The 24,335-nt window shown below is 66.2% G+C and carries 28 protein-coding genes, 2 tRNA genes and 1 other RNA gene; 10 read left to right on the forward strand and 21 right to left on the reverse strand.

Going from position 1 to position 24,335, the window contains the following annotated elements; genetic code table 11:
• The first annotated feature begins 194 nt into the window (after nt 1–194).
• The 3 genes from ssrA to AC07NS_RS18350 all read left to right on the forward strand — a co-directional run bounded on the left by ssrA (nt 195) and on the right by AC07NS_RS18350 (nt 1,196).
• Nucleotides 195–578, forward strand: a transfer-messenger RNA (tmRNA) gene (gene ssrA, locus AC07NS_RS18340).
• Nucleotides 579–880: 302 nt separating this feature from the next.
• Nucleotides 881–957, forward strand: a tRNA-Met gene (locus AC07NS_RS18345).
• Between the two features lie 164 nt (nt 958–1,121).
• Nucleotides 1,122–1,196, forward strand: a tRNA-Ile gene (locus AC07NS_RS18350).
• 217 nt (nt 1,197–1,413) lie between these two features.
• Here AC07NS_RS18350 and AC07NS_RS18355 read toward each other — a convergent pair.
• The 5 genes from AC07NS_RS18355 to AC07NS_RS18375 form a co-directional block, all read right to left on the reverse strand.
• Nucleotides 1,414–1,596 (reverse strand): hypothetical protein, encoded by a 183-nt coding sequence (locus AC07NS_RS18355; RefSeq protein WP_494605516.1) that lies wholly within the window; start codon nt 1,594–1,596, stop codon nt 1,414–1,416.
• A 500-nt stretch (nt 1,597–2,096) separates the two neighbouring features.
• Nucleotides 2,097–3,938: a DEAD/DEAH box helicase gene (locus AC07NS_RS18360; RefSeq protein WP_494605517.1), complete on the reverse strand. Its 1,842-nt coding sequence runs from the start codon at nt 3,936–3,938 to the stop codon at nt 2,097–2,099.
• A 26-nt stretch (nt 3,939–3,964) separates the two neighbouring features.
• The gene (locus tag AC07NS_RS18365; RefSeq protein WP_494605519.1) at nt 3,965–4,378 is read right to left on the reverse strand and encodes a DUF7831 domain-containing protein; all 414 of its coding nucleotides are present in this window, start codon (nt 4,376–4,378) and stop codon (nt 3,965–3,967) included.
• The gene (locus tag AC07NS_RS18370; protein WP_494605521.1) at nt 4,378–6,135 is read right to left on the reverse strand and encodes a hypothetical protein; all 1,758 of its coding nucleotides are present in this window, start codon (nt 6,133–6,135) and stop codon (nt 4,378–4,380) included. Before AC07NS_RS18370 ends, AC07NS_RS18365 begins: the two co-directional genes overlap by 1 nt.
• A 24-nt stretch (nt 6,136–6,159) precedes the next feature.
• Nucleotides 6,160–8,304 (reverse strand): hypothetical protein, encoded by a 2,145-nt coding sequence (locus tag AC07NS_RS18375; protein WP_494605522.1) that lies wholly within the window; start codon nt 8,302–8,304, stop codon nt 6,160–6,162.
• 278 nt (nt 8,305–8,582) lie between these two features.
• Between AC07NS_RS18375 and AC07NS_RS18380 the strand changes: the two genes are divergently transcribed.
• The 5 genes from AC07NS_RS18380 (at nt 8,583) to AC07NS_RS18400 (ending at nt 14,098) form a co-directional block, all read left to right on the forward strand.
• Complete coding sequence (locus AC07NS_RS18380; RefSeq protein WP_494605524.1) at nt 8,583–9,035, forward strand: hypothetical protein; 453 nt, start codon at nt 8,583–8,585, stop codon at nt 9,033–9,035.
• Between the two features lies 1 nt (nt 9,036).
• Nucleotides 9,037–9,420, forward strand: coding sequence for a hypothetical protein (locus AC07NS_RS18385; RefSeq protein WP_494605526.1), 384 nt, complete (start codon nt 9,037–9,039; stop codon nt 9,418–9,420).
• Between the two features lie 69 nt (nt 9,421–9,489).
• Nucleotides 9,490–10,113 carry a tyrosine-type recombinase/integrase gene (locus AC07NS_RS18390; protein WP_494605528.1) on the forward strand — a complete coding sequence of 208 codons (624 nt, stop codon included), beginning with the start codon at nt 9,490–9,492 and terminating at the stop codon, nt 10,111–10,113.
• 119 nt (nt 10,114–10,232) lie between these two features.
• Complete coding sequence (locus AC07NS_RS18395; RefSeq protein ID WP_494605530.1) at nt 10,233–13,850, forward strand: hypothetical protein; 3,618 nt, start codon at nt 10,233–10,235, stop codon at nt 13,848–13,850.
• Complete coding sequence (locus tag AC07NS_RS18400) at nt 13,850–14,098, forward strand: hypothetical protein (protein WP_494605532.1); 249 nt, start codon at nt 13,850–13,852, stop codon at nt 14,096–14,098. Before AC07NS_RS18395 ends, AC07NS_RS18400 begins: the two co-directional genes overlap by 1 nt.
• A gap of 33 nt (nt 14,099–14,131) precedes the next feature.
• Here AC07NS_RS18400 and AC07NS_RS18405 read toward each other — a convergent pair whose 3' ends face one another.
• Nucleotides 14,132–14,314 (reverse strand): hypothetical protein, encoded by a 183-nt coding sequence (locus AC07NS_RS18405; RefSeq protein ID WP_494605534.1) that lies wholly within the window; start codon nt 14,312–14,314, stop codon nt 14,132–14,134.
• Between the two features lie 110 nt (nt 14,315–14,424).
• On the opposite strand from AC07NS_RS18405, the gene AC07NS_RS18410 reads away from it, so the two are divergent.
• Together AC07NS_RS18410 and AC07NS_RS18415 are read left to right on the forward strand one after the other, a co-directional pair.
• A complete protein-coding gene (locus AC07NS_RS18410; RefSeq protein WP_494605536.1) occupies nt 14,425–14,994 on the forward strand; it encodes a hypothetical protein in 570 nt (189 codons plus the stop codon).
• 8 nt (nt 14,995–15,002) lie between these two features.
• Nucleotides 15,003–15,506 carry a hypothetical protein gene (locus AC07NS_RS18415; RefSeq protein WP_494605537.1) on the forward strand — a complete coding sequence of 168 codons (504 nt, stop codon included), beginning with the start codon at nt 15,003–15,005 and terminating at the stop codon, nt 15,504–15,506.
• A 51-nt stretch (nt 15,507–15,557) separates the two neighbouring features.
• Here the strand turns inward: AC07NS_RS18415 and AC07NS_RS18420 are convergent, their stop codons facing one another.
• The 15 genes from AC07NS_RS18420 to AC07NS_RS18490 all read right to left on the reverse strand — a co-directional run bounded on the left by AC07NS_RS18420 (nt 15,558) and on the right by AC07NS_RS18490 (nt 24,292).
• Entirely contained in the window at nt 15,558–15,983 is a 426-nt protein-coding gene (locus AC07NS_RS18420) for a GatB/YqeY domain-containing protein (protein WP_494605540.1), read from the reverse strand.
• A complete protein-coding gene (locus AC07NS_RS18425) occupies nt 15,967–16,152 on the reverse strand; it encodes a hypothetical protein (RefSeq protein ID WP_494605542.1) in 186 nt (61 codons plus the stop codon). The genes AC07NS_RS18420 and AC07NS_RS18425 overlap by 17 nt, the downstream gene beginning before the upstream one ends.
• A complete protein-coding gene (locus tag AC07NS_RS18430; RefSeq protein WP_494605544.1) occupies nt 16,149–17,204 on the reverse strand; it encodes an ATP-dependent DNA ligase in 1,056 nt (351 codons plus the stop codon). The genes AC07NS_RS18425 and AC07NS_RS18430 overlap by 4 nt, the downstream gene beginning before the upstream one ends.
• On the reverse strand, nt 17,192–17,602 hold the full coding sequence (locus AC07NS_RS18435; protein WP_494605546.1) for an SLOG family protein: 411 nt from the start codon (nt 17,600–17,602) through the stop codon (nt 17,192–17,194). The genes AC07NS_RS18430 and AC07NS_RS18435 overlap by 13 nt, the downstream gene beginning before the upstream one ends.
• Nucleotides 17,599–18,156, reverse strand: coding sequence for a hypothetical protein (locus tag AC07NS_RS18440; RefSeq protein ID WP_494605547.1), 558 nt, complete (start codon nt 18,154–18,156; stop codon nt 17,599–17,601). Before AC07NS_RS18440 ends, AC07NS_RS18435 begins: the two co-directional genes overlap by 4 nt.
• On the reverse strand, nt 18,153–18,671 hold the full coding sequence (locus AC07NS_RS18445) for a hypothetical protein (RefSeq protein ID WP_494605549.1): 519 nt from the start codon (nt 18,669–18,671) through the stop codon (nt 18,153–18,155). The genes AC07NS_RS18440 and AC07NS_RS18445 overlap by 4 nt, the downstream gene beginning before the upstream one ends.
• A 233-nt stretch (nt 18,672–18,904) precedes the next feature.
• Nucleotides 18,905–19,228: a hypothetical protein gene (locus tag AC07NS_RS18450; RefSeq protein WP_494605550.1), complete on the reverse strand. Its 324-nt coding sequence runs from the start codon at nt 19,226–19,228 to the stop codon at nt 18,905–18,907.
• Nucleotides 19,228–19,692: a hypothetical protein gene (locus AC07NS_RS18455; protein WP_494605552.1), complete on the reverse strand. Its 465-nt coding sequence runs from the start codon at nt 19,690–19,692 to the stop codon at nt 19,228–19,230. Before AC07NS_RS18455 ends, AC07NS_RS18450 begins: the two co-directional genes overlap by 1 nt.
• A gap of 5 nt (nt 19,693–19,697) precedes the next feature.
• Nucleotides 19,698–20,225, reverse strand: coding sequence for a hypothetical protein (locus AC07NS_RS18460; RefSeq protein WP_494605554.1), 528 nt, complete (start codon nt 20,223–20,225; stop codon nt 19,698–19,700).
• Nucleotides 20,216–20,596: a hypothetical protein gene (locus AC07NS_RS18465; RefSeq protein ID WP_494605556.1), complete on the reverse strand. Its 381-nt coding sequence runs from the start codon at nt 20,594–20,596 to the stop codon at nt 20,216–20,218. Before AC07NS_RS18465 ends, AC07NS_RS18460 begins: the two co-directional genes overlap by 10 nt.
• On the reverse strand, nt 20,596–20,928 hold the full coding sequence (locus AC07NS_RS18470; protein ID WP_494605558.1) for a hypothetical protein: 333 nt from the start codon (nt 20,926–20,928) through the stop codon (nt 20,596–20,598). Before AC07NS_RS18470 ends, AC07NS_RS18465 begins: the two co-directional genes overlap by 1 nt.
• Before the next feature lie 8 nt (nt 20,929–20,936).
• Nucleotides 20,937–22,385, reverse strand: coding sequence for a nicotinamide phosphoribosyltransferase domain-containing protein (locus AC07NS_RS18475; protein ID WP_494605560.1), 1,449 nt, complete (start codon nt 22,383–22,385; stop codon nt 20,937–20,939).
• Nucleotides 22,385–23,557, reverse strand: a complete 1,173-nt coding sequence (locus AC07NS_RS18480; RefSeq protein WP_494605562.1) for an NUDIX domain-containing protein — start codon at nt 23,555–23,557, stop codon at nt 22,385–22,387. Before AC07NS_RS18480 ends, AC07NS_RS18475 begins: the two co-directional genes overlap by 1 nt.
• Nucleotides 23,554–23,952, reverse strand: a complete 399-nt coding sequence (locus AC07NS_RS18485) for a hypothetical protein (RefSeq protein ID WP_494605563.1) — start codon at nt 23,950–23,952, stop codon at nt 23,554–23,556. The genes AC07NS_RS18480 and AC07NS_RS18485 overlap by 4 nt, the downstream gene beginning before the upstream one ends.
• Nucleotides 23,953–24,010: 58 nt before the next feature.
• Nucleotides 24,011–24,292 (reverse strand): hypothetical protein, encoded by a 282-nt coding sequence (locus AC07NS_RS18490; protein WP_494605565.1) that lies wholly within the window; start codon nt 24,290–24,292, stop codon nt 24,011–24,013.
• Nucleotides 24,293–24,335: the final 43 nt, after the last annotated feature.

Genomic DNA, 24,335 nt, shown 5'->3' on the forward strand with positions numbered 1-24,335 from the left:
ACACCGAAACCCCGAAGAAACAGGATGAACTCGAAGCGTTTCATCTTGGCTCCTTTCAGGACCGGGTGGCCCATCCACCCGGTATGGAAGCTATAGGCGGAAACTGCACATTTGCCTAGCGCAAAGTGCGGTTTCCGCCTTTTTATTTTGTCGAGAGACGGACTGGGCAGCACCCAGAATTTTTTATGTCGCCATTTCTTGACATCCAAATCGCCTCCGCCTATAACGCCTCCATCGTCGTAATACGAACGACGGGATCGGCGGCAAGACAGGGGTGCGATTCCCCTCGCCTCCACCAAAGCCTCTCCGGCCGGCGCGTCAGCGCCGTCACCCGCCTCAGCGACGGGTGGTTCTGAACGGTGCGGAGGGGCTCTTCGGGGGGCGATCAGTTTCGATTGGCGCAGTGAACGGAAGGCGCGACGTTGGGTGACCTCCAGGCGAGGACTTCGGTCTAAGCGATTGGGTCAGTTTAATTAAATGTCAACGACAACGAGCCGGCGACGGCTGAACTTCGTTTCGCGGCCTAACACGCCGTAAGCGGGCGCCCGAGGGGAGCGTAGCAACAGAATCCCCTCACCTGCCGCCTGCGGTGGGTCCCTGGAAGCTTGGAGCACCGAGGCGGTCGATCGCCGCCCCCTCCCAGTCCGACAGGGCCCTCCCCCAGGTGGCGGGCCTCTTCATCTTCCCCAGGCGGGGCGGGTCTCGTGCCGGCGTATACTGTCGGAAGTTCCCGTCACTCGGGCCCGCCCCGTCTTGGAAAGGTGAACTGGGAGAGATCGCATCCCTGTCACGCTCGTCTGCGGACGCGCAGCAGCTGGGGATGCAGAAGACCTTCCAGGGCGCAAAGTAAGGCCTGCAAGCCCGAAGCGCGCCCGAACATCGCGGGGTGGAGCAGTCCGGTAGCTCGTCAGGCTCATAACCTGAAGGTCAGGGGTTCAAATCCCCTCCCCGCACCCAAACTCTGGCCGCCGGTTCGAGCCCGGTATGGTGACGCCCCTGGCGTCATGCGCGGCATGGCGCCCGCCAGAGGACCTCGGGAAGGTCGGTTCGAGTCCGACAGCCGCCGCGCGCACAGTCGCCGCCGCCGCCGCGTGTATGGCAGCACGCCCGATAGCCATTTTGGAGCGATAGCTCAGCGGTAGAGCAGAGGCCTCATAAGCCTCCCGTCGCAGGTTCGAATCCTGCTTGCTCCTCCAAGATGCAACACCACCGCCACCTGGACGACTTCTTGGCCCAGACCAGGACTCCTGGCCGTGTGAGCATGTCACGTCGGCCGACGTTAAAGCCGTGGACAGCGGGAAAGACTGCGCGAGCGCTATGGGCCTGCCCCGGACTCGCAAGGATAGAGCCTCGGTATCGCCGAGGGTCCCGTAGCAGAAAGGCCCGCTGGAGCGATCCGGCGGGCCTTTTCTGTTACGAGAGCAGCGACTGGGCGGTCGAGCGTAGATGCCTTGACGCCAGGAGGTGCGGCAGGCCCTCGGCCTCGATCGCGACGCCCCGGGCGGCGTGGGTGTAGGAGTTGAGCGCGGCGGTGAGGTCCAGGCCCTCGTCCTTGCAGACCTCGGCGACGCCCTTGGCGGCCAGGACCCCGATCACCAGCGCGGTGGGCTTGTCGCCGCCAAAGCCTTCGGCCGGAGGGTTCAGTTCTATCCGATGCGCGGCAGAATTTAGAATTCTAATGAGCGTAGTCGGGTCTAGGTGCAACGTGGTTTCCCTCCTGTGAATGTCAGATTTGCTCCCATTAGGAGGGGCCAAGTGCCGCGTCAACCGTCAAAAGCGGCACCCGGAACCCCGAATGCCGCCTTTTCTTGACGCTCACGCATGCTGAGTGGCCGAAGTCGCGCTCTCAGATCAGTTGTAAATCAACGACTTGCACTCTTGGAATGGTACGCCGATCGCAATCAAGGCTCGGCGTATCTGGGCATAAGAATTTAGAGCAGCGCGGCGGTCCGAGGTCGAGACGGGCGTCATGATTGTAGCAGTCTTGTCGCCATACCTGACCCGCAGTTTGCAATGCTTGCTCTGTCTTACCTCGTACTGTAGCCCGTGAGCATCGAGGATGCGCTGGGCCATCTCGTAGATCGAGCCCCCAGCCATCAGGCGCCCAGCGCCTCGCCGATGTGGTCTTCCTTGGCCTTGGCGGCCTGGGCGATCCGCGAATCCAGAGACCCGTTGGCCACCAGGAAGTACGACATGATCTGCTCGGCCGTCTGACCGATCCGGCAGGCGCGATCTTCGCACTGCTCGATGTTGGCCGGCACCCAATCGCCCTCGGCGAAAGCCACGTCATGGGCCCGGGTCATGGTGAACCCGACGCCGGCCGCCTGGATGTTGCCGATGAAGACGCGGCAGTTCTCGTCGTTCTGGAGGCGGTCGACCTCGGGCTGGCGCTTCTTGACGGGCGTGCCGCCGAAGATCACCGCCGGGTCCCAACGGGCCAGCCGGCCCGCCAGCTCCTTGACCACGTCGGAGTGGTAGGCAAAGACCAGGAGCTTCTCGCCGCCCTCCAGGAAGTTGTCGATCCAGGGGGTGACCGCGCTCAGCTTGGCCATGCCCAGCTCGCGGCGCACAGAGGCCATTTCCTCGAACAGGATCGCCACGGCCGGCGGCTCCAGGCCCAGGACCGCTGATGCGTAGTCGAGCTTCAGCTGGCGGCTGCTGGGGCGGTCAGGATCGACGTCGCCGAAGCCGAAGGCATGGGCCGCGCCCGTGATCATGTCGCCGATCGCCGCTTCTTCGGCGATCGAGTAGGAGGGCCTGGTTCCCTCCTCCTTGGCGCGTGTGCAATTGGCCTCATAGAGCTTCAGCGCCAGGGACAGTTCGTCCTCGCGGGCGACGAGATCGCGCAGCTCGGGGCTATCCAGCGTGACGATGATCCGGCGCTTGAGCGGCAGCTCGGGCAGCACCTCGCGCTTAAGGCGCCGAACCATGAAGCGCTCGCGGACCTTGGAGCCCAGCTCCTTCAGGTTGGTCGCGCCGGAAGTGTCCAGGCCGTGGCTGCCCTCGTAGGCGCCGCAATAGCGATAGGCGTAGTCGATGAAGCTGCGGCCCAGGCCGCGCGGGTCGAAGGCTTTGACGAAGGGCCAAAGCTCGATCGGACGGCTCATCATCGGCGTGCCCGAGAGGAACACGCGGCGCGCGGCGTCGATCGCCGTGTGCCAGACGGTGCGCTGCCCGGCCCGGCCCTGCTCCTTGGTCGGGTGCTTGGCCCCGCCGAACACGAAGAGCGTCCGGTTCGAGGTCTCAGTCTTCAGGGCGTGACACTCGTCGCAGACGACGAGGTCCCACTCCTGCTCTTTGATCTCGGGGAAGCGGTCCAGGATGTCGTAGTTGATGATGACGACATCGGTGTCGGGCCAGTGGCGCGGGTGGATCACCGTGCGCCAGCGTGGATTGCCGTTCTTGTAGTGGCCGTCCTTGAAGCGTTCTCGGTACTGGGTCTCGGCGATGCCAAAGGTGAGATCGGCGACCATCCAGCGGTCCACCTCCCGGCGCCAGTTCTCCTTCAAGCTGGCGGGGCAGATGATCAGGACGCGGCGAACGTCCTCGTCGGCATTGACCACGCCGATCGCTTGGATGGTCTTCCCGAGACCCGGCTGATCGGCGATCAGCGTGTCCTTGCGCATCAGGGCGTATTCGATGCCGGCCCGCTGATAGGGCAGGTACGCCAGTCCCGGCGGCGCCGGCGGCTGGAAGTCGGTGTCCGCCCGCCACGACATCTCGTGACTGACGTCGGCCAGCTCCAGCTCGGCGGCGATGTGGTCCATCGCGCGCTGGGTCCAGACCGCGCCCTTGAGCGCGGTGGCGACGTCCTGGCTGTCGGTGACCCAGGCGCGGCGCTCCCGGTTGAACCGGAAGCCCGCACGCTTGAGGTCGTCCTTGAAGGCGTAGGGCGCCAGCGCCACGAACTTGTGCCGTTCGTAGTCGATCCGGATCATCCGGTGGTCTCGATTTCAGGAAGTGCTTAGGCGGACTGGGCGAACAGCTCGGCCGCCCGGAACAGGGCGGCCTTCTTCTGTTGGAGGTAGTCCCAGGTGGAGGGCGAGCGGGTGGCCAGGGCCGCGCGCTCGGAGCCGATGTCATCGGAGGGCCAGACGACGATGCCGCCGGCCTTCACGTGCGCGAAGAGCCGCATCATGTCCCGGTCGATGATCCGGTTCTGCGCCTCCACCGCGTGGGGCTCGTCGCTGAAGTAAGCGTCATCGTCGAGCGCCGGGCGGTACTTTGTCGCGACGCCCACGGCGTTCGGCTCGTTGCGCATTTCGGCCGCCTGACCGCCCAGGCCCCGTCGGGCGACGTTGTCGCCGAAGACGTAAAGGACCTGGGGGTTGGCCCGGGCGTCCTCGCGGAAGTACCGCTTTTGGAACACCACCGGCATCAGGCGGCCTGCTTGTCCAGCAGGTTGAAGGTGTCGTGGTAGGCGTTGCGGTAGCCGCGCTCGTAGGCCTTGGTGAACCGATGCTGCGCGGCGTCGCCGTGCGGGTCCATGGTGGCGAGGTCGCAGACGATCGAGTCCCAGCTTTCGCCCTCGCGCGGGTCGTTGCTGTAGCAGTCCGGGAACGCGTCCCGGGCGTCACCTTCGCCCTCGCGCGCGCCAAGCAGCGCCCAATGATCCGCCTTGGCCGCCGCCCAAGCCTCGTCCGCCGCGCCGCCCTGGTAGGCGCGCACATATCCGGTGAGGTACGCGGTCGCCCACCACGGGTGATCTTCGTCTTCCAGATCGGGCGCGTCGTCGATCAGGTCGACGCTGAAGCGGTCGCCATTGCCCTTGGCGTAGAGCCCCGCGTCGAAGCCGTCGAAGGCGGCCTCGTTGAACTTCTGGCTCGGCTTGGTGACGTCCAGCGGCCCGTTCAGGGCGAACTCGACGTAACCCTTCAGCCACGCCAGCGCATAGGCGGGATGATCCTCGACCGGCAGCTCGCCGTAAGGCAGGTCGATGTCGGGCGTGAACTCGTAGCCGTCGTTGGCGTCCTGCTCGGCCTTGGCGCGGCCGGCGGCGTAGCCCGTCTCGGCGATCGCCTGAGCCTTGGCCGCCGCGTCCAGGAACTCGAACCCAGGCTGCCCCAGCACGTTGACCGGCTCGGCCACCGGAGCCTCGCCGAGGACATCATCCACCTTGGAGACCATCTCGACGAGAGCGTCAGGCTGCGAGATCGACGTGAAGGCCGCGCCCTCGACGACGATGATCCCGTCCTTGAACGTCAGGTTGCCGGCGGTGAAGTCGATGACCACCGAGGCGGCCTGGGCGACAGGCTCTGCCTCCTCGACCGCAGCTTCCTCGGCGACCGGCGCCTCTTCGGCGATCTGGACTTCCTCGACGACCGGCGCCTCGACCGGCAGGGCCGGATAGCGGGCGTCCACGGTTTCGATGAAGTGCTCCTTGGCGTCGTCTTCCGGGATTTCGCCCACCACCGTCAGCAGGCAGGTGCGCAGCTTCTCGTCGTTGTGGTCGTTGGGCACCGAGGTGACGTGCTCGGGATCGATCTCGACGATGATCACGCGGCCCCGGCGCGGATACCAGAAGTTCAGGTAGTTCCACGAACAGGCGTGCAGACCCGTCGAGCAGGTCCGGTTGCGGTCGGCGTCGCACTCCTCGCGCGGCTCGCTTACCACGGTGTTGGGCAGGTAGAGGACCTTGCCGTTGCGCCCGGTGGTGTAGCTCCAGTAGGTGTCGTCGACCTTCTTGAAGGCCAGGAACTTGCCCTCGGGCGTGAGCGGCAGGCTGCCCTTCTCCAGGAAGCGGTAGAGGTCGCTGACGACGTTCTGGTCGGGGTTGCGGTTCGCGCGCTCGATGAAGCGCGCCAGGGTGTCGAAGTCGAAGCCCTGCTGCACCACCTTGATGATGCGTCCGGCCAGCCCGTAGTCGACGCGCTTGCCGTCCAGGCGCAGCATGTCTTGGTCATCGACCACCACGCGGCCGGAGCTGCGCTTGGCGACCCAGTTGACGATGTCGGCGACCTCACGGATCGCTTCCAGGTCCTGGACCTCGGCGGTGATCAGCGCCTTGACGCGCTTTCCCTGCTCGGAGGCCAGCAGGTAGCTGCGCATCTTGCCGTCCAGGAAGAAGGCAATGCGCGCGGAAGGGTTCTCCGGGTCGCCAATCATGGCGGGAACCCGGGCTTGGGTAGTGCTCATTTTGTGGAGGAAGTCCCTAGGGGCTTAGTGGTGCGGCTCGGCGACCGGGAAGGTCTTTTCGAGCTGAAGGATGGCCTTGACGAAGCGGCCAATGTGGCTTGCCGCGATCTGGCTCAGCTGGCTCAGCGCCGTTAGCGTCAGGTTGCGGTAGTAGGAAGGGCTCTTGAGGGCGGCAAAGCACTCCAACACCTCGCGCTGCTCAGCCGTCGGGGTGACCTGGGCCTTGTTGTAGGCGTCCTTGCCTTGCAGCTTGGCGAGCATGTTGATGGCGTCGGTGTGCTCCTCCCAGCCGTCCATGAGCCCTTGGTCGAGGAAGGGCTTCATCGCCCTGGCCGCCGCGCCCAGGGCGCCCTTGCTGCGGATGAGCACGCCCAGCGCGTCTTGATCTTCGGTTCGCAGCCGGCGCAACAGCGACACGAGATTGTGCAGGTGAGAGGCCGACAGGTGGTCCCGGGCGAAGAGGAACGCTTGCAACGTCGTGCCCTTGGCCACGTAGCTCGCCTTCAGCACTTGGCTGAGATGCGGATATCCCGAAGCCTTGAAGTCGGCGAGAGCCGAGTCGGCGACGATGAACAGCCCGTCCACGTCGATGGCGTATGCCAGCTTGAAGAGCTTGCCAGCGGCCTGCCGGTACTCGTCGGCCGTCACGTAGGCGCGCTTGCAGCCCTCCTGGCGAGCCTCCACCGAGAACACCGGGCGCTGTTCGCCGGCTGTCTTGGCGAAGGCGACCCCGCGCACCATGGGCTTGGCAGTCGAGGCCATGGGAACGACGCGACGCGGGATGGCCTGCCGGACTTGATCGACGGTCAGCACCTCACGCTTGGCGGCGCCGAAGCAGGCTTCCCAGAACTTCGCCTTGAACGTCCAGCCGATCAGGAACGTCACCTTGTTGAGGCTGCGCTGATCCATCAGGGTCCGCGTGACCCGCGACAGGCGCCGCAGTTCGCTGGCCGAAAGGTAGTCGGCGCGATCCAGGCGCGAGGTCACGGTGTCCCGGGTGGGGTCCAGGAAGGGCTTGAGGTCGCCGATGCAGATTGCGTTCTGGAAAGGCGCGGTCGTTGCCGACAGCTCCAGACTGGTCTTGGCCTTGAAGTTCCACCGCCCGTACCGGTCCAGCTCGACCTCGAAGATCAGGCTCTCGGCGGCCTTCGCCGTCCAGTGGGGGGATGCGAGCTTCGTCAGCGGGTGGACAAAGTCGGGCTTGAGCCACTTGGGCTTGCCGTTTGTGATGGCGCTGAAGAAGGCGCCGACATGACGGATGTCCTTCACCTTCTCCCACAGTTGCGCCTTCACGTCCTCCTGCACCGAGGCGATGCGGCCGGCGAGGTACTCGACGACGGCGGGCTTGTAGGCGATCTGTTCGCGACTGGTCGTGAAGTCCACCGTGCCGATGGGGCAGTCGATGATGAAGACCCGGTCGTAGTCGAGCGGGAGGTCGATCCCCGCCTGCGACGTGATCGGATAGAGGACGCAGCCCTGGCGAACCCACCAGCGGCTGGCGCGCAGCTGGCACTTCTCGTAGGCGGCCCAACCCTCGCCGCTCAGCGACATCTCGCCGAGGTTTCCCAGCTGGATGTTGGTCTCGAACACCGGATCGAACCCGAGGGCGATGTCCTTGATCGCCTTCTCGAAATGGCTGAAATCCTTGGGATCGACGCTGAAGCCGATGCGCACGCCGATCGGCTCGTCGCTGATCTCACGCGAGAGCAGGTAGAGGGTCGGGTAACCGTCGTTGATCCCGAAGCCGTAGTGCCGCGCCTCCTCCCCGTCGAAGCAGGAGAGGTAGTACATATCGACGGCGGCGAACGGCGCCATGGCGCCGATGCCCCACCGGCCGGCCTCGTCGTTGGATTGGTCCTTATCGGACTCGAACAGAACCGAGTAGACGTCCTTGATCTTCTCGTGCGTCATCCCGACGCCGTAGTCCCGGATGAAGAACTCGGGCCGCAGCTCGGTCGGACAGTGGACGAAGAAGGGCTTGGTCTGCCCGGCCCGCTTGTGGCTGTCCCAGGCGTTGGTCGCCAGCTCGCGGACGGGGGCGGCGTACTTGTCTGAATAGGTCTCGTCGATCTGCATCCGGATGGCTTTCCGGGAGTCGGCTATTCTGACGCGGATGGCCTCGATCGCGCCGTGCGTATCGAGGGCCATGAGTTGTGCGGTGTCGCGCATGGCGTTCCGTGGGCGTTGATGTTGCCCAAGGCCTAGAAGGCGCGCGGCCGAGTGTCAAGAAATGGCGACACTGATTTTCCATTAACGCCGGATTTCTTGACACACGGGCAGTTCGAGGGGAGAATCCCCGACATGAGTTCCGGCATCTCTCATCGTTTTGCGCCCCCGCGCTCAGCGCAGGGTGAGTGCTGCTGCCAGGAGCCCGGCGACATGAAGTCCGACTTCGTGACGCTGCACATGCCCGACCAGAAGCGCCCTGCTTGGTACGCGAGGAAAGATTGTCCCATCCACGGAATCCTGGCCGTCACGGAGCCGCAGACGGCCCCGAGCGAACCCCCGCGCTAGCCCATAGCCACAGCGAGCTGCACGCCGCGATCTGCTCGGACGAAACGCCGGACGAAGGCCTCTCGAACACCTACTGCAACAAGCAGAAGGTGGCCTACATCTGCATGGCGCTCGACCTGCCGGCGGGGCACTTCAACCTGGACCTGCCGCTCCCGATTGAGGATTGGTCGCTCAGCGAAGACGCCAGCCTCATCCTGTCCGGCTTCTACCTCTCCGATCTGCGCGTCCAGTTCTACGAGGCCCTGGCGGCCATGCAGCCCGAACAGGCACGCGGCGCGGCGTTCGCGCAGCACGGCAAGGCCGAATACTGGTTCGACGCGTTCAGGCGCCTAGTCTGCAAGCGGAGCAACGGCGTTCTGCTGGTCGACGGCCGGGTGCTGCACTGAAGTGGCGCGCGACCTGATCGCCCTGCATGGCGGCGCCATCCAAGCCCACCGGATCGGCGCCTTTGTGCGCGGCCTCGAAACCTTCACGGTCATTCGCCCTGGCTATGACATCCAGGGCGTCAAGCATCAGGCGTGGACGCAGATCGTCCACGACGACATTCCGGTCTTCACGGTCAAGGTCCATGCGGAACTTCGCGACGTCATTGCCAAGTTCGATGCGACCTGGGCCCGGACGATAGGCGACGACGCCGCCCTGCTCGCTCGCGCCTTGGGCGCCGTGAAGAAGGAGCGGCGCCGCAAGTTCAAGGACGGCGTGACAGGTGTAGCGCCTTCGCCGGGCGTTACGAGTGAAGGACGCGGTGAAGGCCTCCGATACTCGACCTGACACCAAGAGTTGACAGGCATCACCTAAGCCGCTAGGTGTCGTTAAAATTCGACATCCACGGAGGTTCGCATGGCTGTCAAGCGCGCCAAGACTCTCGATCTAGCCCAGTTCCAAGACCTGCTGACCATGGTTCAGCACAAGGACAACTCACACGCTCTGCGCGATGAGGTAGCGCTGCGGCTCTCGTTTTACGCGGGCCTGCGCGCCAAGGAGATCGCGGGCTTGCGATGGTCGAACAACATCTGCGACAGCCGTGGCGAGGTGGGCTGGGAAGTCCACATCACCAGCGACGTCGCAAAGCGCTCGGTTGAGCGCGTGATCCCCATGGAGCAAGGCCTCCATGACGCCCTGGTACGCCTGCGGCGCGCCCGCCCCGAGGACGTCTACGTCTTCTACGCCTTGCACAACAACACGCGACCCTATGCTGGCCGGTTCACCACCGAGCCGGGGCAGGTCACGTCGTCGGCCGTGGTCATGTGGTTCCGGCGCCTGTACGATTCGGCGCGCCTTTACGGCTGCACGAGCCACTCAGGTCGGCGCACCTTCATCACCTCCAGGGCGCGCACGGCGAATCTGCACGGCTGCTCGCTGGTCGATGTGCAGCACATGGCAGGCCACAAGAGCTTGGAAACCACCCAGCGCTACGTCGACGTCAGCCCGATGCAGCGCCAGCTCGTCGCCGCCTGGGGGTAGCGAACCTCCTCAAAAATGAGTGTCGCCATTTCTTGACATTCGCGGCGATGTGGCCGAGGTTGCCGCCTCAACGAGACGAGCCGCCCGGCGGCCTCTCGCCTCCCCGAACATCCCCGCGAATGTCCAGTTTGAACGATTTCCTCAACGCCCTCGTCGGAGCGAGCGACGCGCCCTTCCGGCTTTCCTACGCCGAAGATCAGGAGGCGCCGGTCGCCGACGGCAAGGCCCTCGCGGCGTTCATTGCCGAAGCTGCCAACGCCCCCATCTACCTCTTTCCCGTCCTCGCCGATGGCGCGGTCTCGTTCGTCTGCAATCTCGCCGAGAACGCCACGCCCGACCAATGGGAGGACTTCGTCGTCAAGCCGACGGCGGCGCTCTTCAAGAACGACCAGCTGCTCTGCGTCTGGGCGCTCGAAACCCCGGCCGGCGTCGCTGAGGTCGAGGCGCTGTGCGAGCACCTGGGCTGGGGCGTCGATGAGGCCATCCCGACGCCGGCCGACAACGGCTGGGAACTGGTGAGCCTCGATGCCGACGCCTACCACCCCCTGAGCGCTCTGATCGAGGCCCTGGGCCCCGAGGACGAAGCCGAGCCTGCCGCAGCGCCCGCAGCGCCCGCGCCGGCCAATGGGCCCGTGCAGGAGCCGCCGCCCTGGGACGAGGGCGCTGTCGAGAAGCTCCTCGACGCGGATATTCTCACCCCCATCGACTGGGACGCGCCCGCGCTCGCCCAGGAGGTCGTGATCTCCACCGGCGCCAACCGGATGTCCACCAACTGGCGCAACACCACCATGCCGATCGGTCAGCTGATCTCGGTCCTGGCCAAGCACCCGGTCGATCCCAAGAAGGACGGCCCGGGCTTCGTCATGGGCGAGATCATCGGCAAGAACCGGCGCAAGGAAGCGGTGAAGGCCTGCTACGGCGTGGGCCTGGACATCGACGTCGGCGTCGACGGCGGCGCGCTGGACCGCGCCATCAAGGCGTCCGGCCTCCTGGCGGTGCGCTATACCAGCCCGTCGAACGGCAAGACCATCACCGAGTTCAAGAAGGACCGCATCTCCAAGTGGGCCAAGAAGGCCGGCGTCACGCTGGGCGACGAGGCCACCTATCGGCGCTTCCTGGTCGAGGCTGACCATTGGATCGAGTCGATCGCCCAGACGGCGACCTACGACCGCGAGGAGCACACGCCCGAAGGTCTGATGGTCTACTTCACCCACGCGCCCTTCCCCAAGCATCGCGTGGTGTTCCCCTTCGCCGAGCCCTTCGTCTTCGCCTCGATCGCCGAGACGCACGAGGAGGCGATGAAGACCTGGAACAAGGTCCCACTGGCGATCGGGCGCATGCTGGACGTGCCGGTCGACAAGGCCGCGCTCGATCCCTCGCGCCTGTTCTACTTCCCCCGCCATGCCAAGGGCCGCCCCCACCAGACCAGCCTCTTTGGCGGCGGTCTGCTGGACTGGCGTGACCTGGAGCTGGACGCCAAGCTCGAAGGCCTGGAGGCTATCGCAGCCGAGGCCGAGAAGCCGTCGGGCAAGGGCGGAGGCAAGTCCTCCACCGAGGCCGGCCGCGAACTGGCGCGCTGGGGCGTCAAGCGCGCCGAAGGCTTCCAGATCAGGGACGTGATCGAGGATCACGCGCCCGAGAAGGTGCGCAGCCGATCGGGGACCAAGATCGAGATCGAGTGCCCCTTCGACGATGAGCACTCCAACCCTGGCGACAGCGAGGACCGCGCCTGCATGGCGGTCAACGCCGGAGACAGCGCCTCGCCGGTCTTCACCGTGAGCTGCCGTCACGAGAGCTGCCAGGAGCGCACCAACCTCGACATGGTCGGCAAGATGATCGCCGACGGCTGGTTCGAGCGCGAGGTGCTGGAGGACGACTCCTACAACGCCATGGCCGGCGAGGGTGACGCCGCCAAGCCGCTGTCGGCCGCCGCCGCCAAGGTCGAGAAGGAGGACCGCGCCCGGGCCGCCTACGAGGAATTGATCGCCGGGCTGACGCCCGACAGCAGCAACGAGGACATCGAAGACGCGATCGTCGCGATCTGCGAGGCCAAGCTGGGCCCCGCGCCCCTGGCGCGAGCCCAGGACCTCGTCCGCACGAAGACCAAGCTGCGCTCGCCGGTCATCGCCAAGATGTTCAAGGCCGTTCGCTCGGAACTCGACAAGCAGGCCAGCGACAAGGGCACGACCGAGGACCCGCTGGGCCGCTCGATCTTCACCTTCCAGGGCGACTACAATTTCGACGAGGCGTTCGGCGCCTGCTTCCGCGCCCTTCGCCGCACCAATGAGCGCGAGCACCAGCCGGTGTTCACCTGTCTCCAGAACCGCCCAGTGCGCATGACCACCGATCCGGTCAGCCGGCGCATCAAGTTCGAGGAGCTGTCGCCCCGCACCCTGTGGGCTGACCTCAACGAGCTGGTGACCTTCGTGCGGCGCGGCGACAACGGCGACGGCGCCCGAGGGCCCGTGCCGCGCGACGTCTCCGAGCACGTCTTCGAGACGGCCTACACCCGGCTGCCGCAGACGCCGGAGGTCATCTATACGCCGCTCTTCACCGAGACTGGCGAGCTGATCTCCGCGCCCGGCTGGCGCAAGGAGCTGGACCTGATCATGGCCGACACCGGCTTCGAGGTGCCCGAGGTCCCGGCCGAGCCCACCGACGAGGACGTGGATGCGGCGGTGCGCTGGTTCCGTGAGGAAATCCTCGTGGACTTCCCGTTCCTGGACTACGATCTCAAGGGCAACGAGCGGCGCGAGCCCTCGGAAGCCAACGCCATGGCCATGATCATCACGCCGTACATGCGCCGGATGATCAACAGCTGCACGCCGGTGTTCTTCGTCTCCAAGCCCGCGCCGGGCACCGGCGGCACCTTCCTGGCGAAGGTCCCGATGCTGCTCTACGATGGGGCCGAGCCGGCGCCGCTGCGCTACTCCAACAACGAAGAGGAGATGCAGAAGGCGCTCCTGGCCACCATCATGGAGGCCCGCACCTATCTCTTCTACGACGACGTCAAGGAGTTCAACTCGCGCTCCCTGCTCCAGTCCCTGACGGCCAAGACCATCGGGGGCCGTCTGCTGGGCTCGACCCGCACCGTGGAGCGGCCCAACCGCTTTGCCTGGGTCGCGACGGGCAACAACCCCATCGTCGGCTCGGAGATGGAGCGGCGCATCTGCTGGATCAGGCTGAACGGCAAGACCGCCGACATCCAGAACCGCAAGTTCAAGCGGCCCAACTACGAGCAGTTCCTGCTCCAGACGCGGTCGACGTCGGTCTACCACATCCTCGTACTGATCATGCACTGGATCAATCAGGGCGCCCCGCGCTTCACAGAGCGCAAGCGCGCCTCGTTTGAGGACTGGTCCGAGCAGGTGGGCGGCGTGCTGATGTGCGCCGGCATCGAAGGCTTCCTGGACAACCGCAAGAACATGGGCGCGGACGCCGACGAAACGGCGATCCGCCAGTTCGTCCGCGAATGGATCAAGCGCTTCGGCCAGGAGCAGACCAGCTCCGCCCGTCTGTTCGAGCACGCTGAGTCCATGGATATGGATGTGGTCGAGGGCAACAACGACGACCAGAAGAAGCAGCGGTTCCACAAGAAGATGCGCTCGCTCGACGGCCGCGTCTTCAACATCGACAAGAAGGACTACATCGTAAACATGGACTACGACGACGACGGCGGCGTCACCTACACCTGCAAGCCGCTGCTGCTGGCCGAAGATCAGGCGCAGGCCGCCTGATGCAGGACGCCTACGAAAACCTCCTGGCGCAGCTGGGCTCTTCGGCCGTCACCGCTGAGGAGCTGCGCCGAGAGCTGCGCAGCCCCGATCCCGAGCAGCCCGTCGAGCCGAGCCTGGGCCGCCCCGTGAAGGATCGCACCGGCTCAAAGACCCCGAAGGTCGAGCGCCTGCTGCGCGACCTCATCAAGGCCGGCGAGGTCAAGGTCGTGCGAAAGCGCGGCCGGCCGCCCCAGGTGGTCTGGCTCTAACGAAGAAGGCCCGCCGTTGCCGGCGGGCCTTTTTCACGAGAGGCTGTCAGGGGTCTGGCGATCCTTGATGGCGCGCCTGACGCCCACCGCGAAAACCACGATCCACAGGCCCAGGAAAGCCAGGACGCTCCACCAGGGCATGTCGCGAATGAACGGCGCGCCGAAGGCCTTGAGAGCGATGAGAACGACGGCGACGACCAGTAGCCAGCCGCGCATGTAATTGACGTGCTTGGTTTTCAGAAGTTCCTCCCGGACTGAGCCTAAGTGTTGACGACCGGCACTGTGTACGCTACTCCGACCCAGGTTTCAATCACCCGCGAGGCTCGATGATCGAGGATAACAGCACGGCCGCTCCGCCACGCCGCAGGCGTCGCGAGCCCTTAGCGCTGGACGCCTCGACAGCTGCCGTGACGCCGCCGGGCGGCCGACTGCGCGCCGCCCAGGCTGCCGCCGCCGAGGCCTCGTCCAACTTCCTGATGCTGCGGCTGCCCACGGGCGCGGTGAAGATCGCCCTGGGCCACCTTCCGGTCTTCAAGGCGCTCGCGGCGCTATGCGCTGCAAAGCGTGTCGCCGGCCAGGACATCGGCTGCTCAGCAGCGGAGGTCGCCGAGCGCGCCGGTGTGACGGTGACCCGCTGCCGCACTGTGTTGCGCAGCCTCGTGAAGAACCAAGCCGTGCGCGTGGTCACCGCCCACCATGGCGCCTTGGGTTCCAGAGCGAGCTTCTCTCCCACCGAGCTGGGGCGCCAAGCCTTGGCTCTTGCCGAGGTCCTGCCTTTGGGCTCCCTGGTCCAAGTGGGCCGGGTCACCAAGGTGTTCCGCGCGCGCTCGGCCGACGAGCCCAGCGACCTTTTCCAACATGCGGCGCTGCTTCGCGGCGCCCGTCCGATCCAGTGAGGACCGATATGAGCGACGCGGTCGACCCCGACGAACTGCCCGACGCAAACCCCGACGAGCTGAACGAGCCCGACACGCCGGCCGAGGTGCGCTTCGCCGCCGCGCTGGCGGCGCTGAAAGCTCAGGGTAGGCACACCTTCGCCTATCCAGGGTCAAGCGCACAGCATTCGCCCGACGCCCTGAGCCAGGACAACTACCGGGCCATCGGAGAGGCGCTCTGGGGATCGCAGTGGAAGGCGGACGGCGCCTACGAGCTGGGGTTCTCCAAGTCGCTGGTCAGCCGGCAGCTCGACGTCTCGGGCATCCAGCAGCGGTGGCGGCCGACTACGCCGCAGCTCAGCCTCAAGCTCCAGTACCTGATGGTGGAGCGCATCAACCAGCTGGTCGCCCTAATGGCCCTGCCCGGGATGCCGCACGCTGACGAGCCGCAGCTGGCGGAGGCTGCTGAGGTCATCAAGGCCGCTCTGGAGCCATTCCGAGGCCGGCAGCCTCAGCGAAAGCCGTGGACATAGAAAAAGGGCCGCTCCGAGGAGCGGCCCTTTCCTTTTGCGCGGCGTCCTGGATCAGCCGGCGCGGATCACTTCAGACAGCGCCTTGCCGTCGATCTGGCCCGGGAAGCGCTCGTCCAGCAGCGCCTTGATGGCCTTGGTGGACTTGGGCTCGATGGCGACGCCGGCACTGGCCGCCGCCTGGGCCACGGCCGCCTTCAGGTCTTCCGCCGAGAGGGCCTTAGGCAGGTAGCCCTCCAGGATCGCCTTCTCCTGCGCGGCGCTGGCGTTGTCGGGCGTGCGCTCCAGGACCTCGTTGACACCCTTGAGGAACTTGCGGACGACCTGGGTGGTCTCCTCGTCCGTGGTCTCGCGTCCGCCGTCGTTCTTGCCGATGATGGCGGCTTCCGAGGTCAGGGTGACCAGCAGCGTGGCCCTCAGGGTTTCCCTGGCCTTGCGGGCCTCCAGGGCGTCGGTCTTGATCTTATCGAGCAGGCTCACTGGCCACGCCCTCCTTGTTCCAGCAGTTGTTGCACCAGCGGCCGAAGAGATAATGCTCCGACCAGTCGTTCTTGCCGCACGTCACACACCGGCCGGTGTAGGTGCAGATGGCGAGGGCCAAGGCGATGTACGCCCCGGCCGCGCCGAGAAGCCAGCCCAGGACCGTCACGCGGCTTCCTGGTAGGTGGCCTTGGCCCTCCCCACGCCCTGGTCGCCCTGGGTGATGGCCAGTTCGATCAGCTCCAGGAAGTCGGCGTGGACCTCGGGCGGCAGGTCCTGGAGCGCCCGCTTGCCCTTGTAGGAGGCGCTGCGCGGCACGTCGTAGACATCGTCGTCCTGGAACTCGAAGGTGATGATCTCGCCGATCGCGCCCTTGTCGCGATTGGCCCACCACTCGTCCCGCTCAGCCTTCGTGCCGCCGGTGCCGATCTCGAAGACCTTGCCGGGCCACTTGGGGCTCATCACCATCCAGGCGCCCAGGCTGTCGATGAGCTGCTGCCCCGCCTTGGCCGAGCTGCGCTTGGCGAAGCCCCGGTTGTCGCGGGTCTTCTCGTTCATGTTCTTGCGGCCCTGGACCAGCCCGACGACCACGCCCTCGGCGTCGGCCTTGGGCTTGACCTTAAACATCGAGCCTTCCTTTTCGGTGGCGCGATTGTGCTTGTAGAGCGCGTCCGGATCACGGCCGATCAGGCCCTCATGCTTGCGCAGACGAGCCTCGCGGTAGAAGGCCCGCACCTCCTCGGGGGTGTTGAGGATACGGTGTTCCAGGATCGAGACCCAGTTGGGCAGGGCCAGCTTGTAGAGCGAGTTGTGCCGCTCCATGAACCTGCCGGGGTGCAGGAAGTTGTCGAACAGGAAGAGGCGGATGTCGGGCTCCCCGTCGGGCGAGCGCAGCTCCGACTGGGTCCGGCGGAAGTTCACCGATCCATCCTCGTCGACGACGCCCAGCTCGCCGTCCAAGCCGGCCGGCAGTGTCGAGAGGAGGTAACGGGCGTAGAGGTTGGCCACCGGCTCCAGCGAGCGGGTCAGGGGTCGCGACCAGTGATTGCCCCAGAGCCGGCGAGGCCCGGTGTATTCGATCGGCGGCTCGGAGCCATGCTCCTCATTAATGCTGCGCTGCCCGTCCAGCTTGAAGCTGTAGGCCATGCCAGGGCGCGGGATAGAGATGTCGGCGACCTTGTTAGGCGCCAACATGGGGCGGCGGAAAGTCAGTTCGGCCAATGCTTGAGAGTCCAGGTGTTGTCGGGGTTGAATTCGATGTCGGCCACGGCTCGTCCGGCCGCCTTGGCGACCTTCAGCATGTCCAGGGTCCCGCCGTGGCCAGGAAAGCCAAGGACCCAGTCGGGATTGAAGTCGGCGTCCATGCGCCGGTTGCGGCGGAACGGCGCCTCGTCGTCCCATCCGTCGATGAGGCCGTCGATCGCGTAGACGTCGCAGGCAAAGCCGCGCTTGCCGGCCCAGATGCCTACGAGGCGATCTAGGCCCCTGGCGCCGCCGTGGGCGAAGCGGGTCCAGCGCGGGTAGTCGCCGAAGATGTCGTCCAGGATCGGGAAGACAACGCGGCTTTGGGTGACTTCGCCGACCCGGCCGCCGCAGATGAGGATGTGGGACCTGATCATCGGAAGCCCCTCGCCCGGGCGAAATCGTACTCGCCACGTAGAGAGGGCCGGCTGCGGCTGTAGCTGCGGGCGTGGCCGTAGCGCTCAAGATGGCTGAGGGCGGCCTGAGCGTTTTCCATCAGGCGCGAGAGCCCGGCCTGCGTCTCGCCGGCTTGGGTCTTTGCTTCCTTCAAGGCCATGGCGATGGCGGCGTGATCCAGTCCGGTGTCCGCAGCGCGGCTGATGCGCCGTCCAAGCTTGCCAAAGGCCGCGTGGGGCGGAGCATCTTTGACGCCCAGCAGCTTGGCCATCCGCTCTGCGCTCAGCAGGTCGATGGCGCCGTCGATGGCGTAAGCCCCTGCGGCGCGATCCCACTTCCACTTGGCGCCGTTCATGTGCGCCAGGACGCCGATGGGATCGTAGCGGTTCTCACCGTCTCGAAGGATGCCAAAGCCCTCGCGGTAGGTCTTGGAGGCCAGCATGCCGATCCAGGCATCGAGCTTGTCGCTGTCGAAGGCGCAGTGCCTGAGCACCTCGCCCAGTTCGAAGACTTCTCCGGATGCGAGAGCACTCACGCGAACTCTCCTCGGCCGAGACGGGCGAGCATCTCGCGTGCAGCGCCCAAGTCATCGTAGGAGTAGAACCAGAAGAAGCAGGCCGAGTTGAAAGCGGCGCGCCCGCCATAATGGCTGTGGTTCCACGACGAGTCGTCGAGCCGGACAAAGCAGCGGGCAGGCCCAACCTCAACCCTGTGGGGCGAGCCTTTGACCTTGCGGTCCTGAAAGACTTCCCAGACTTCGAACGTCATGGACGGCAGCACTGGAAAGCCCGTGAACTCGCCAGATGGGCCCCACACGAAGCTGCGGACGAACTGAGTTTGCGGCGCGCTGATATCGATCATGCGCTTCTGTTCAACGGCGCGCCGGTACTCGCCGGTGTAGCGCCGGCCAGCATCCACGAGGGCCGCCGCGATCTCGCAGATCAGCTCGGAGGGGTCCCGGCGGCGGTAGTGGTCGATGTCCAGATGGCGGTCGAAGTCGTGCGCCCAGCGGGGGTCGAGGCCGGAAAGTGTGTTGCCAATCGCTGTCATTGATTCACGCTATGTGTCGTCATTTGCTGACATACGATGCGTGATTGCCGGCGTCAACGGCAAATGAAAAGGGCCGGCGATTGCTCGCCGGCCCTAGTCCAGGGGTTGCCGCCCTTGCTCGATATGACGCGCCGAAGCGCCCACGTGTCACCTCCGAGGACGGCCCAAGTTAACCTCTCGACGTCCCTTGGGAGGACGTCCCTGGTCCGAATTGAGGGGAGTCGGTGACGGTCCTAGTGTCGGATATGACGCCGCTGGGGGCAAGACGGGGCGTCCGGCTCGCAGGCGGCGGAGGGCGGAATGTAGTCGGGGTCCGCGCCGGCAAGGATACGCTCCTGGATAGCGCGGCGGCTGGAGGCCAGGATCGTCTCGGCGTCGCCGATGTTGCCGCTGATCTGGACCATGGAGCCGGCGCGCCGCGCCCCGACGCCTGCCAAAGCCATGGCGTCCATGACCCAGTCGAAGTCGTACTCGTGGAAGAGCTCCTTCACGCGCGCCGGCATCATGTCGACGAACACCTGCTCGCGCACGATGTCGCCCCTGCTACGCCCCTGCATCAGGCGCCCCGCTTCCGGACCCGGACGGGCCCGTTGGTGCCGATGTCGAAATCGCAAGCGTAGCCGACGGCCTCCTCGGCTGATGCACCAGCGGCCATGGCTCCGATCGCGATCCACCCGCCAGAGCCCAGGGCGTAGAAGGGCGCCTTGATGCGGTAGGGGGCGGAGCCGGACTCAAAGCGTATGCAGCTGTCGTCGGGCAGGAACAGGCAGGCCACGACCGTGCGGTCCTGGGACGACGAGATGTCCGGCAGGAGCGCTCGGTCGTTGGTGCGCAGCCACTCCTCGAAGGCCTTGGAGCGGACCCAGTCGCTGAAGACCTGCCCCGCCGCGCTGTCGCCGGTGCTCCCGAACAGCAGAGGGCCCCGGGCGCCGATCTTTTCCAGCTGCCCCAGCGGCGTCCAGGCATCGAGCACCCAGCTGTCGGCCGCCAGGACCCCGTCCTTGTAGGCGATGCAGGTCATGTGGCTTAGCGAGCGGCCGAGGCCGGCGCGGCCGGCAGCTGCCTGCCGATCATCGAACCGCTGGACCTGCCGCCCAGCTGGGCGCCGGGCTTGAAGCCGCTGGCGCGCATGGAGCCGGCGGCGCGGCCCGTGCCGCTGACGATGTAGTCGCCCTCGTTCTCGACCACCTTGGCCTCGTCGCCGGCCTCCTTGGACCGCTCGACGCTGATCAGCGCCGCGACCAGGGCCTGGGCGAGCGAGACTTCGCAGCTGGTGCTCTTGCCCTTGGCCTCCTTGGGTAGGCGCAGGTGGCGGACAGTGACGTTGTAGTAGGTCTTGCCGAACGCCGAAGTGGTCGTGGTCTCCACGGCCGCGCCCTTCAGCAGGCTGCTCAGCAGCCCCAGAAGCGCCGAGTGGCTAGTGAGGTAGTTCGGCGCTTCAGAAGGCTTGCGCGCGCCCAGCAGGGCGGCAAGGCCGGCCTCGATCTCGCGGGCCTCTTCCAGCGAGGGCGACTTGAGCTTGGCCGCGAGGGCCTTGAGGGACTTCAGGTCCATTGCGGAGGGTTCTCCAGGAGAATGTCATCCTGGACCGCCCTGGCGACGGAGCCGCGCCGGTAGTCGTTCCAGTGAGAGTTGTTGATGAAGCGGCCGGCGGGGCTCCTGCGAATGACGGACAGCTCGTCCGGCACGCGAAGCCCATCGCCGGCCTCGGCCAGCAGGTCGAAGAAGCGGACCTGCCAGTCGATCGGCATCTCCTGGAGCGACAGCCGGGGGAGGACCAGCCAGGACGCATAGGAGAGGCCGAAGTAGTAGTCGGCCGGGCAATCGCCGAAGATCGCGCCATCGACGTGGTAGTGGACGGTCGGTCCCAGCCCCGATTGCTCGGAGCGGGCATAGCCGGTCCAGCGATCGCCCAGCGCATTCATCAGAACGGGTCCGGCCCGGCGTCTTCCTCGGCCGCCACCGCCTCGGCCGCCACGAACGCGGCGTACTCTTCGGGGTGGGTCTTGGAGAAGCTCTCGCGCACGTTGGCCTCGGCCTTGACTTGCGCGGCGGCGACGCTGCCGCATTCCGGCAGGCCGAAGCTCTTGTGAACCACCAGCGGCGGCAGGTCCTCACCTTCCAGCGGCGAGGGCGCCTCCAGGGCCCAGCGGGCGCGAAGGGTCTTGGTGTCCTCGCGCCGGCTGATCGTCAGCGTGCCATGCAGCACGGTGGCGGTCGCGGTCTTGGCTTCGGTATCGATAGTCCAGTCGGTCATGGGGTCTTTCAGGCTTGGTATTGGTGGGCGACGCGTTCGCGGATGGTCGCGAGGCGATGGGCGTTGACGACCTCGCCGCTGATGAAGCGCGGCAGCAGAAGGTCGCGATGGTCCTCCGCGTCGTTGACGCGGTTGATGGTCTGGTAGGTCGGGCGCGCGGCGCCGTCGGGGTTGGAGGCGATCAGGGCGAAGCGGCCGGCCTTGGAGACCTTGCCCGGGTCGGTGATCGGGTCCTTCTGGATCGCCACGCGCTCGCCGTTGATGACCTGCTCGGACGACTTCATCGCCCAGCGGTTCTTGTCGCGGTCGAGGTCGGCCGTGGCCATGCCGCCGCCGGCCGCAGTGGTGACGCTGTCGGGGGCGATGCCCAGGGCCTCGGCGACCTCGAACGGCTTCATGTGGGTGCGCTCGTTCATGCCGTCGCCGGTCAGGACCTTGGCGCCCAGGTTCAGGACCTCGCGGCCCTTGCTGTTGCGATAGGTGCCAAAGCCGTCGGCCATGATCTTCAGGACCTGCGGGTTGACGTCCTCGATCTCGCCGCTGTCGGGGCGGTTGACCGGGATCAGGCCCTTGTTGGCGATCAGTTCCTTGCGCTGCACCAGCTTGCGGCTGAAGCGGAAGATGTCCCAGGTGTCGCCGACGATGGAGATCACCGATCCCGCCGGCGCCTGGGCCAGGACGTGGTCGATGTAGTCGTCGTCGTTGTCGCGGCCGAACCCGCACGAGATCGAGTGCTCGGTCGCCAGGACCGAGAAGCCGCTCATCTCGTCGAAGTAGTAGTGGTTGACGTGCCGGACGGCCGGGTAGTTGTCGCTGCCCTTCTGATGGAAGAGGTGACCAATGCCGGCGAGGCACGAGTGGTCATAGCCCATCACGCCGCGCGAGCTGAAGTCCAGGAAGGCGAAGTCCGACAGCGGGTTGTCGCTGTACTTGGTCCAGTGGGCGTTGATGCGCTCGACGATGAAGAAGTTGCGCGTGGCGATGCTGCACGCCGTCCACAGGTCGCGCAGGATCATGGTCTCGAAGTAGCTGGTCAGCCAGTACAGCTCCGGGTCCAGATTCTCGACGCTGAAGAGCGCGTTCTTGACCGGCACGACGAGGCCTTCGTCGACGGCGCGGATCAGCAGCGGCAGGTAGCCGCCATGGACGTCCATGATCTTGCGCCAGCCGGCTTCGTTGAACGGCACGCCGTGCTTGGGCAGGTCGCGGCGCAGCTCGTCGAGCATCTCGTCGGTCACCCGCTGGCCCAGCTTGGCGTAGAGCAGCGGCTGGAGGCCGGCGAACATCACCTCGGGGTAGTGGCCGCCACGGCTCTCGATGTAGCTGTAGACGAAGGTCGTGCCGAAGCGCTGGACCAGGAAGTGGCCGAACTTGTAGCTGTCGGTGTCGGCCAGCAGGTTGTAGGGCAGCACCGGCAGGTGCGTGGGCAGGGGCGCAAGCCCCAGGTCGATGGGCATTACTTGGTCCCGAATTGCTTGAGAAGTTGGTGGATGATCCAGGCATGCCCCTCGTAGAAGAGGTGCGGCCTGATCTCGCTGAGTGGCATGTAGAAGGCCTCGGCGGCATCGTCGGCGCCGGTGATCTCGGGCAGCTCGTAGCCCTGGGGCAGGACGTAGAGGTAGCCCTCGGTGATGATGTGCCCCCGCCGCGAGCGGTTGGGATCATCGAAGCGCACGCCGCCGCCGACCTGGAGCGCCGCCAGCCGATTGCGGGCGGCGATCACGAAGTCCGGAGTGGGCGGCGCCGGACGCCCCTGGCGCAGAGCGTCCTTGCAGGCCTCGAACCACGCGGCGTAGGCGGGGCGGTCGCTGCGGCCGATGAAGATCATCAGCTCCTCGACCGCCTCTCGCGGGGCGGCGTGGCGCGTGCGCTCGCCGGCATCGACGAAGCCGCCCGGCAGGGCGAGCAGCCCCTTGCCGTGGTCGCCGCCGCGACGGATGACGGCGACGTACTCACCGTCGGTGATGACGCAGTCGACGGCCTGGAAGGGCCCCGGGCCGTACTTCTTCAGGCAGCTGGCCTCGACGGCGGCCTCGGCCATCAGGCGCTGGTACTCGGGCTTGCCTCGGAAGTGCTTGAGGAACGCGATCGTCGGGCCGGGGACGAAAGCCCAGTCGAAGGCCTCGTTCCAGCCGTCGAAATTGACGCTGCCATTGAAGTAGGCGCGGCGGATAGCCGAGGCGTTCGACCCGCTGTCGCGAACCGGCACATAGTCCCACTCGGGGAACCAGCGCAGATAGTCGCTCGTGGCGTCGCGGATGTTCCCGACAAGAGCCACGCGCGGGTACATCGCGGTCGTCGAGCGGCGCACCATGTCGCGGACCGACAGGGCCCAGGCCTCGTCGTCGATGGGGTTGTCGTCGAGAGGCGTGTAGGTGACGCGGGCGGCGTCGGCGCCGAACCGCTCCTTCACGCACTGCTCGAAGACCTCGCGACGCTCCTCGTAGGTGAAGGGGTTGCGAGTGTCGCGGGCCACATTGGCCGAGCCGATGCCGATGGCGACGCGCTCGGCGACGCTCAGGGCGGCTTCGACATTTTCCAGGTGCCCGGCCTGAGCGCCTTGCAGACGGCCGATGAAGCCGGCGACGTCGTAGCGCTTGTTGGTCGAGCGGGCGAGAACCGTGCTCAAAGCTTGAGTTTCCTGTTGGGCTTGTCCAGCGAGGCTTCGCGCCGGTCGCTGCGGATGGTCCATTTGGCGAGCCCCGCGAGGCTCAGCTCGTAAGTCGCGCCCGGGCGCTCGACCCAGCCCGGCTTGGTCGCGGCGCCGAGGGCGTATTTGCGGCCGATCTCGGTGAGGGTCAGCTCGATGACGTCGAAGGCCACGAGGCCTTTGGCGATCTGCCGGCGGCCCCAGGCGATTGCGGCGCCCCAGCTGATGAAGTCGCGCTCGCGCTCTTGGAGGCCGCCGGCCTTATCCAGGTCGGCGACAGGCGTCCAACGCGCCCGGACCGTCGGGACCCTGCGGGTCTCCAACACCGTGGGCCCGCCTTCCGTTTCGATGTCGAGGTGGAACGTTGAAGTCATGAGAGACGGATATACCGGCACTCACGAAGTCGTCAAGCTTCAATGACGTCTTTTTACGTCACTCGTTCATTTCGATCGGCAGCTCGCTGTCGATCGGGAGGAACACGTCGAAGCGCGGCAACGCGCCGGCCGCCAGGGCCTTTACCTCGGCGTCGAAAACCGCGCCAAGGCTCTCCTTGCGGGTGATCTTCAGCCCCGCCGCCCGGGCCTTCTGGCGGATGATGTAGGCGAGCATCTCCCGCGAGAGCGCCAGGGTCTGATTGGGTGTCAGGCTTTCCAGGGACAGTTCGTGGTCGGCGCAGATGTCTTCAGGCTGCGTGGGCAGCTCTTCGGTAGCCATTACAGCTCCTTTGGGGTCGTCGAGGGGAATAGGAAGGCGTGGA

The sequence above is a fragment of the Caulobacter sp. GW821-FHT10A10 genome, from assembly GCF_059415745.1.

Coding starts and splice junctions, on each gene's coding strand:
- AC07NS_RS18360 (WP_494605517.1), bottom strand. CDS start 3,938: ATGATCCGGATCGACTACGAACGGCACAAGTTCGTGGCGCTGGCGCCC.
- AC07NS_RS18365 (WP_494605519.1), bottom strand. CDS start 4,378: ATGCCGGTGGTGTTCCAAAAGCGGTACTTCCGCGAGGACGCCCGGGCC.
- AC07NS_RS18370 (WP_494605521.1), bottom strand. CDS start 6,135: ATGAGCACTACCCAAGCCCGGGTTCCCGCCATGATTGGCGACCCGGAG.
- AC07NS_RS18375 (WP_494605522.1), bottom strand. CDS start 8,304: ATGCGCGACACCGCACAACTCATGGCCCTCGATACGCACGGCGCGATC.
- AC07NS_RS18390 (WP_494605528.1), top strand. CDS start 9,490: ATGGCTGTCAAGCGCGCCAAGACTCTCGATCTAGCCCAGTTCCAAGAC.
- AC07NS_RS18395 (WP_494605530.1), top strand. CDS start 10,233: ATGTCCAGTTTGAACGATTTCCTCAACGCCCTCGTCGGAGCGAGCGAC.
- AC07NS_RS18400 (WP_494605532.1), top strand. CDS start 13,850: ATGCAGGACGCCTACGAAAACCTCCTGGCGCAGCTGGGCTCTTCGGCC.
- AC07NS_RS18405 (WP_494605534.1), bottom strand. CDS start 14,314: ATGCGCGGCTGGCTACTGGTCGTCGCCGTCGTTCTCATCGCTCTCAAG.
- AC07NS_RS18410 (WP_494605536.1), top strand. CDS start 14,425: ATGATCGAGGATAACAGCACGGCCGCTCCGCCACGCCGCAGGCGTCGC.
- AC07NS_RS18415 (WP_494605537.1), top strand. CDS start 15,003: ATGAGCGACGCGGTCGACCCCGACGAACTGCCCGACGCAAACCCCGAC.
- AC07NS_RS18435 (WP_494605546.1), bottom strand. CDS start 17,602: ATGATCAGGTCCCACATCCTCATCTGCGGCGGCCGGGTCGGCGAAGTC.
- AC07NS_RS18445 (WP_494605549.1), bottom strand. CDS start 18,671: ATGACAGCGATTGGCAACACACTTTCCGGCCTCGACCCCCGCTGGGCG.
- AC07NS_RS18450 (WP_494605550.1), bottom strand. CDS start 19,228: ATGCAGGGGCGTAGCAGGGGCGACATCGTGCGCGAGCAGGTGTTCGTC.
- AC07NS_RS18455 (WP_494605552.1), bottom strand. CDS start 19,692: ATGACCTGCATCGCCTACAAGGACGGGGTCCTGGCGGCCGACAGCTGG.
- AC07NS_RS18460 (WP_494605554.1), bottom strand. CDS start 20,225: ATGGACCTGAAGTCCCTCAAGGCCCTCGCGGCCAAGCTCAAGTCGCCC.
- AC07NS_RS18465 (WP_494605556.1), bottom strand. CDS start 20,596: ATGAATGCGCTGGGCGATCGCTGGACCGGCTATGCCCGCTCCGAGCAA.
- AC07NS_RS18470 (WP_494605558.1), bottom strand. CDS start 20,928: ATGACCGACTGGACTATCGATACCGAAGCCAAGACCGCGACCGCCACC.
- AC07NS_RS18475 (WP_494605560.1), bottom strand. CDS start 22,385: ATGCCCATCGACCTGGGGCTTGCGCCCCTGCCCACGCACCTGCCGGTG.
- AC07NS_RS18485 (WP_494605563.1), bottom strand. CDS start 23,952: ATGACTTCAACGTTCCACCTCGACATCGAAACGGAAGGCGGGCCCACG.
- AC07NS_RS18490 (WP_494605565.1), bottom strand. CDS start 24,292: ATGGCTACCGAAGAGCTGCCCACGCAGCCTGAAGACATCTGCGCCGAC.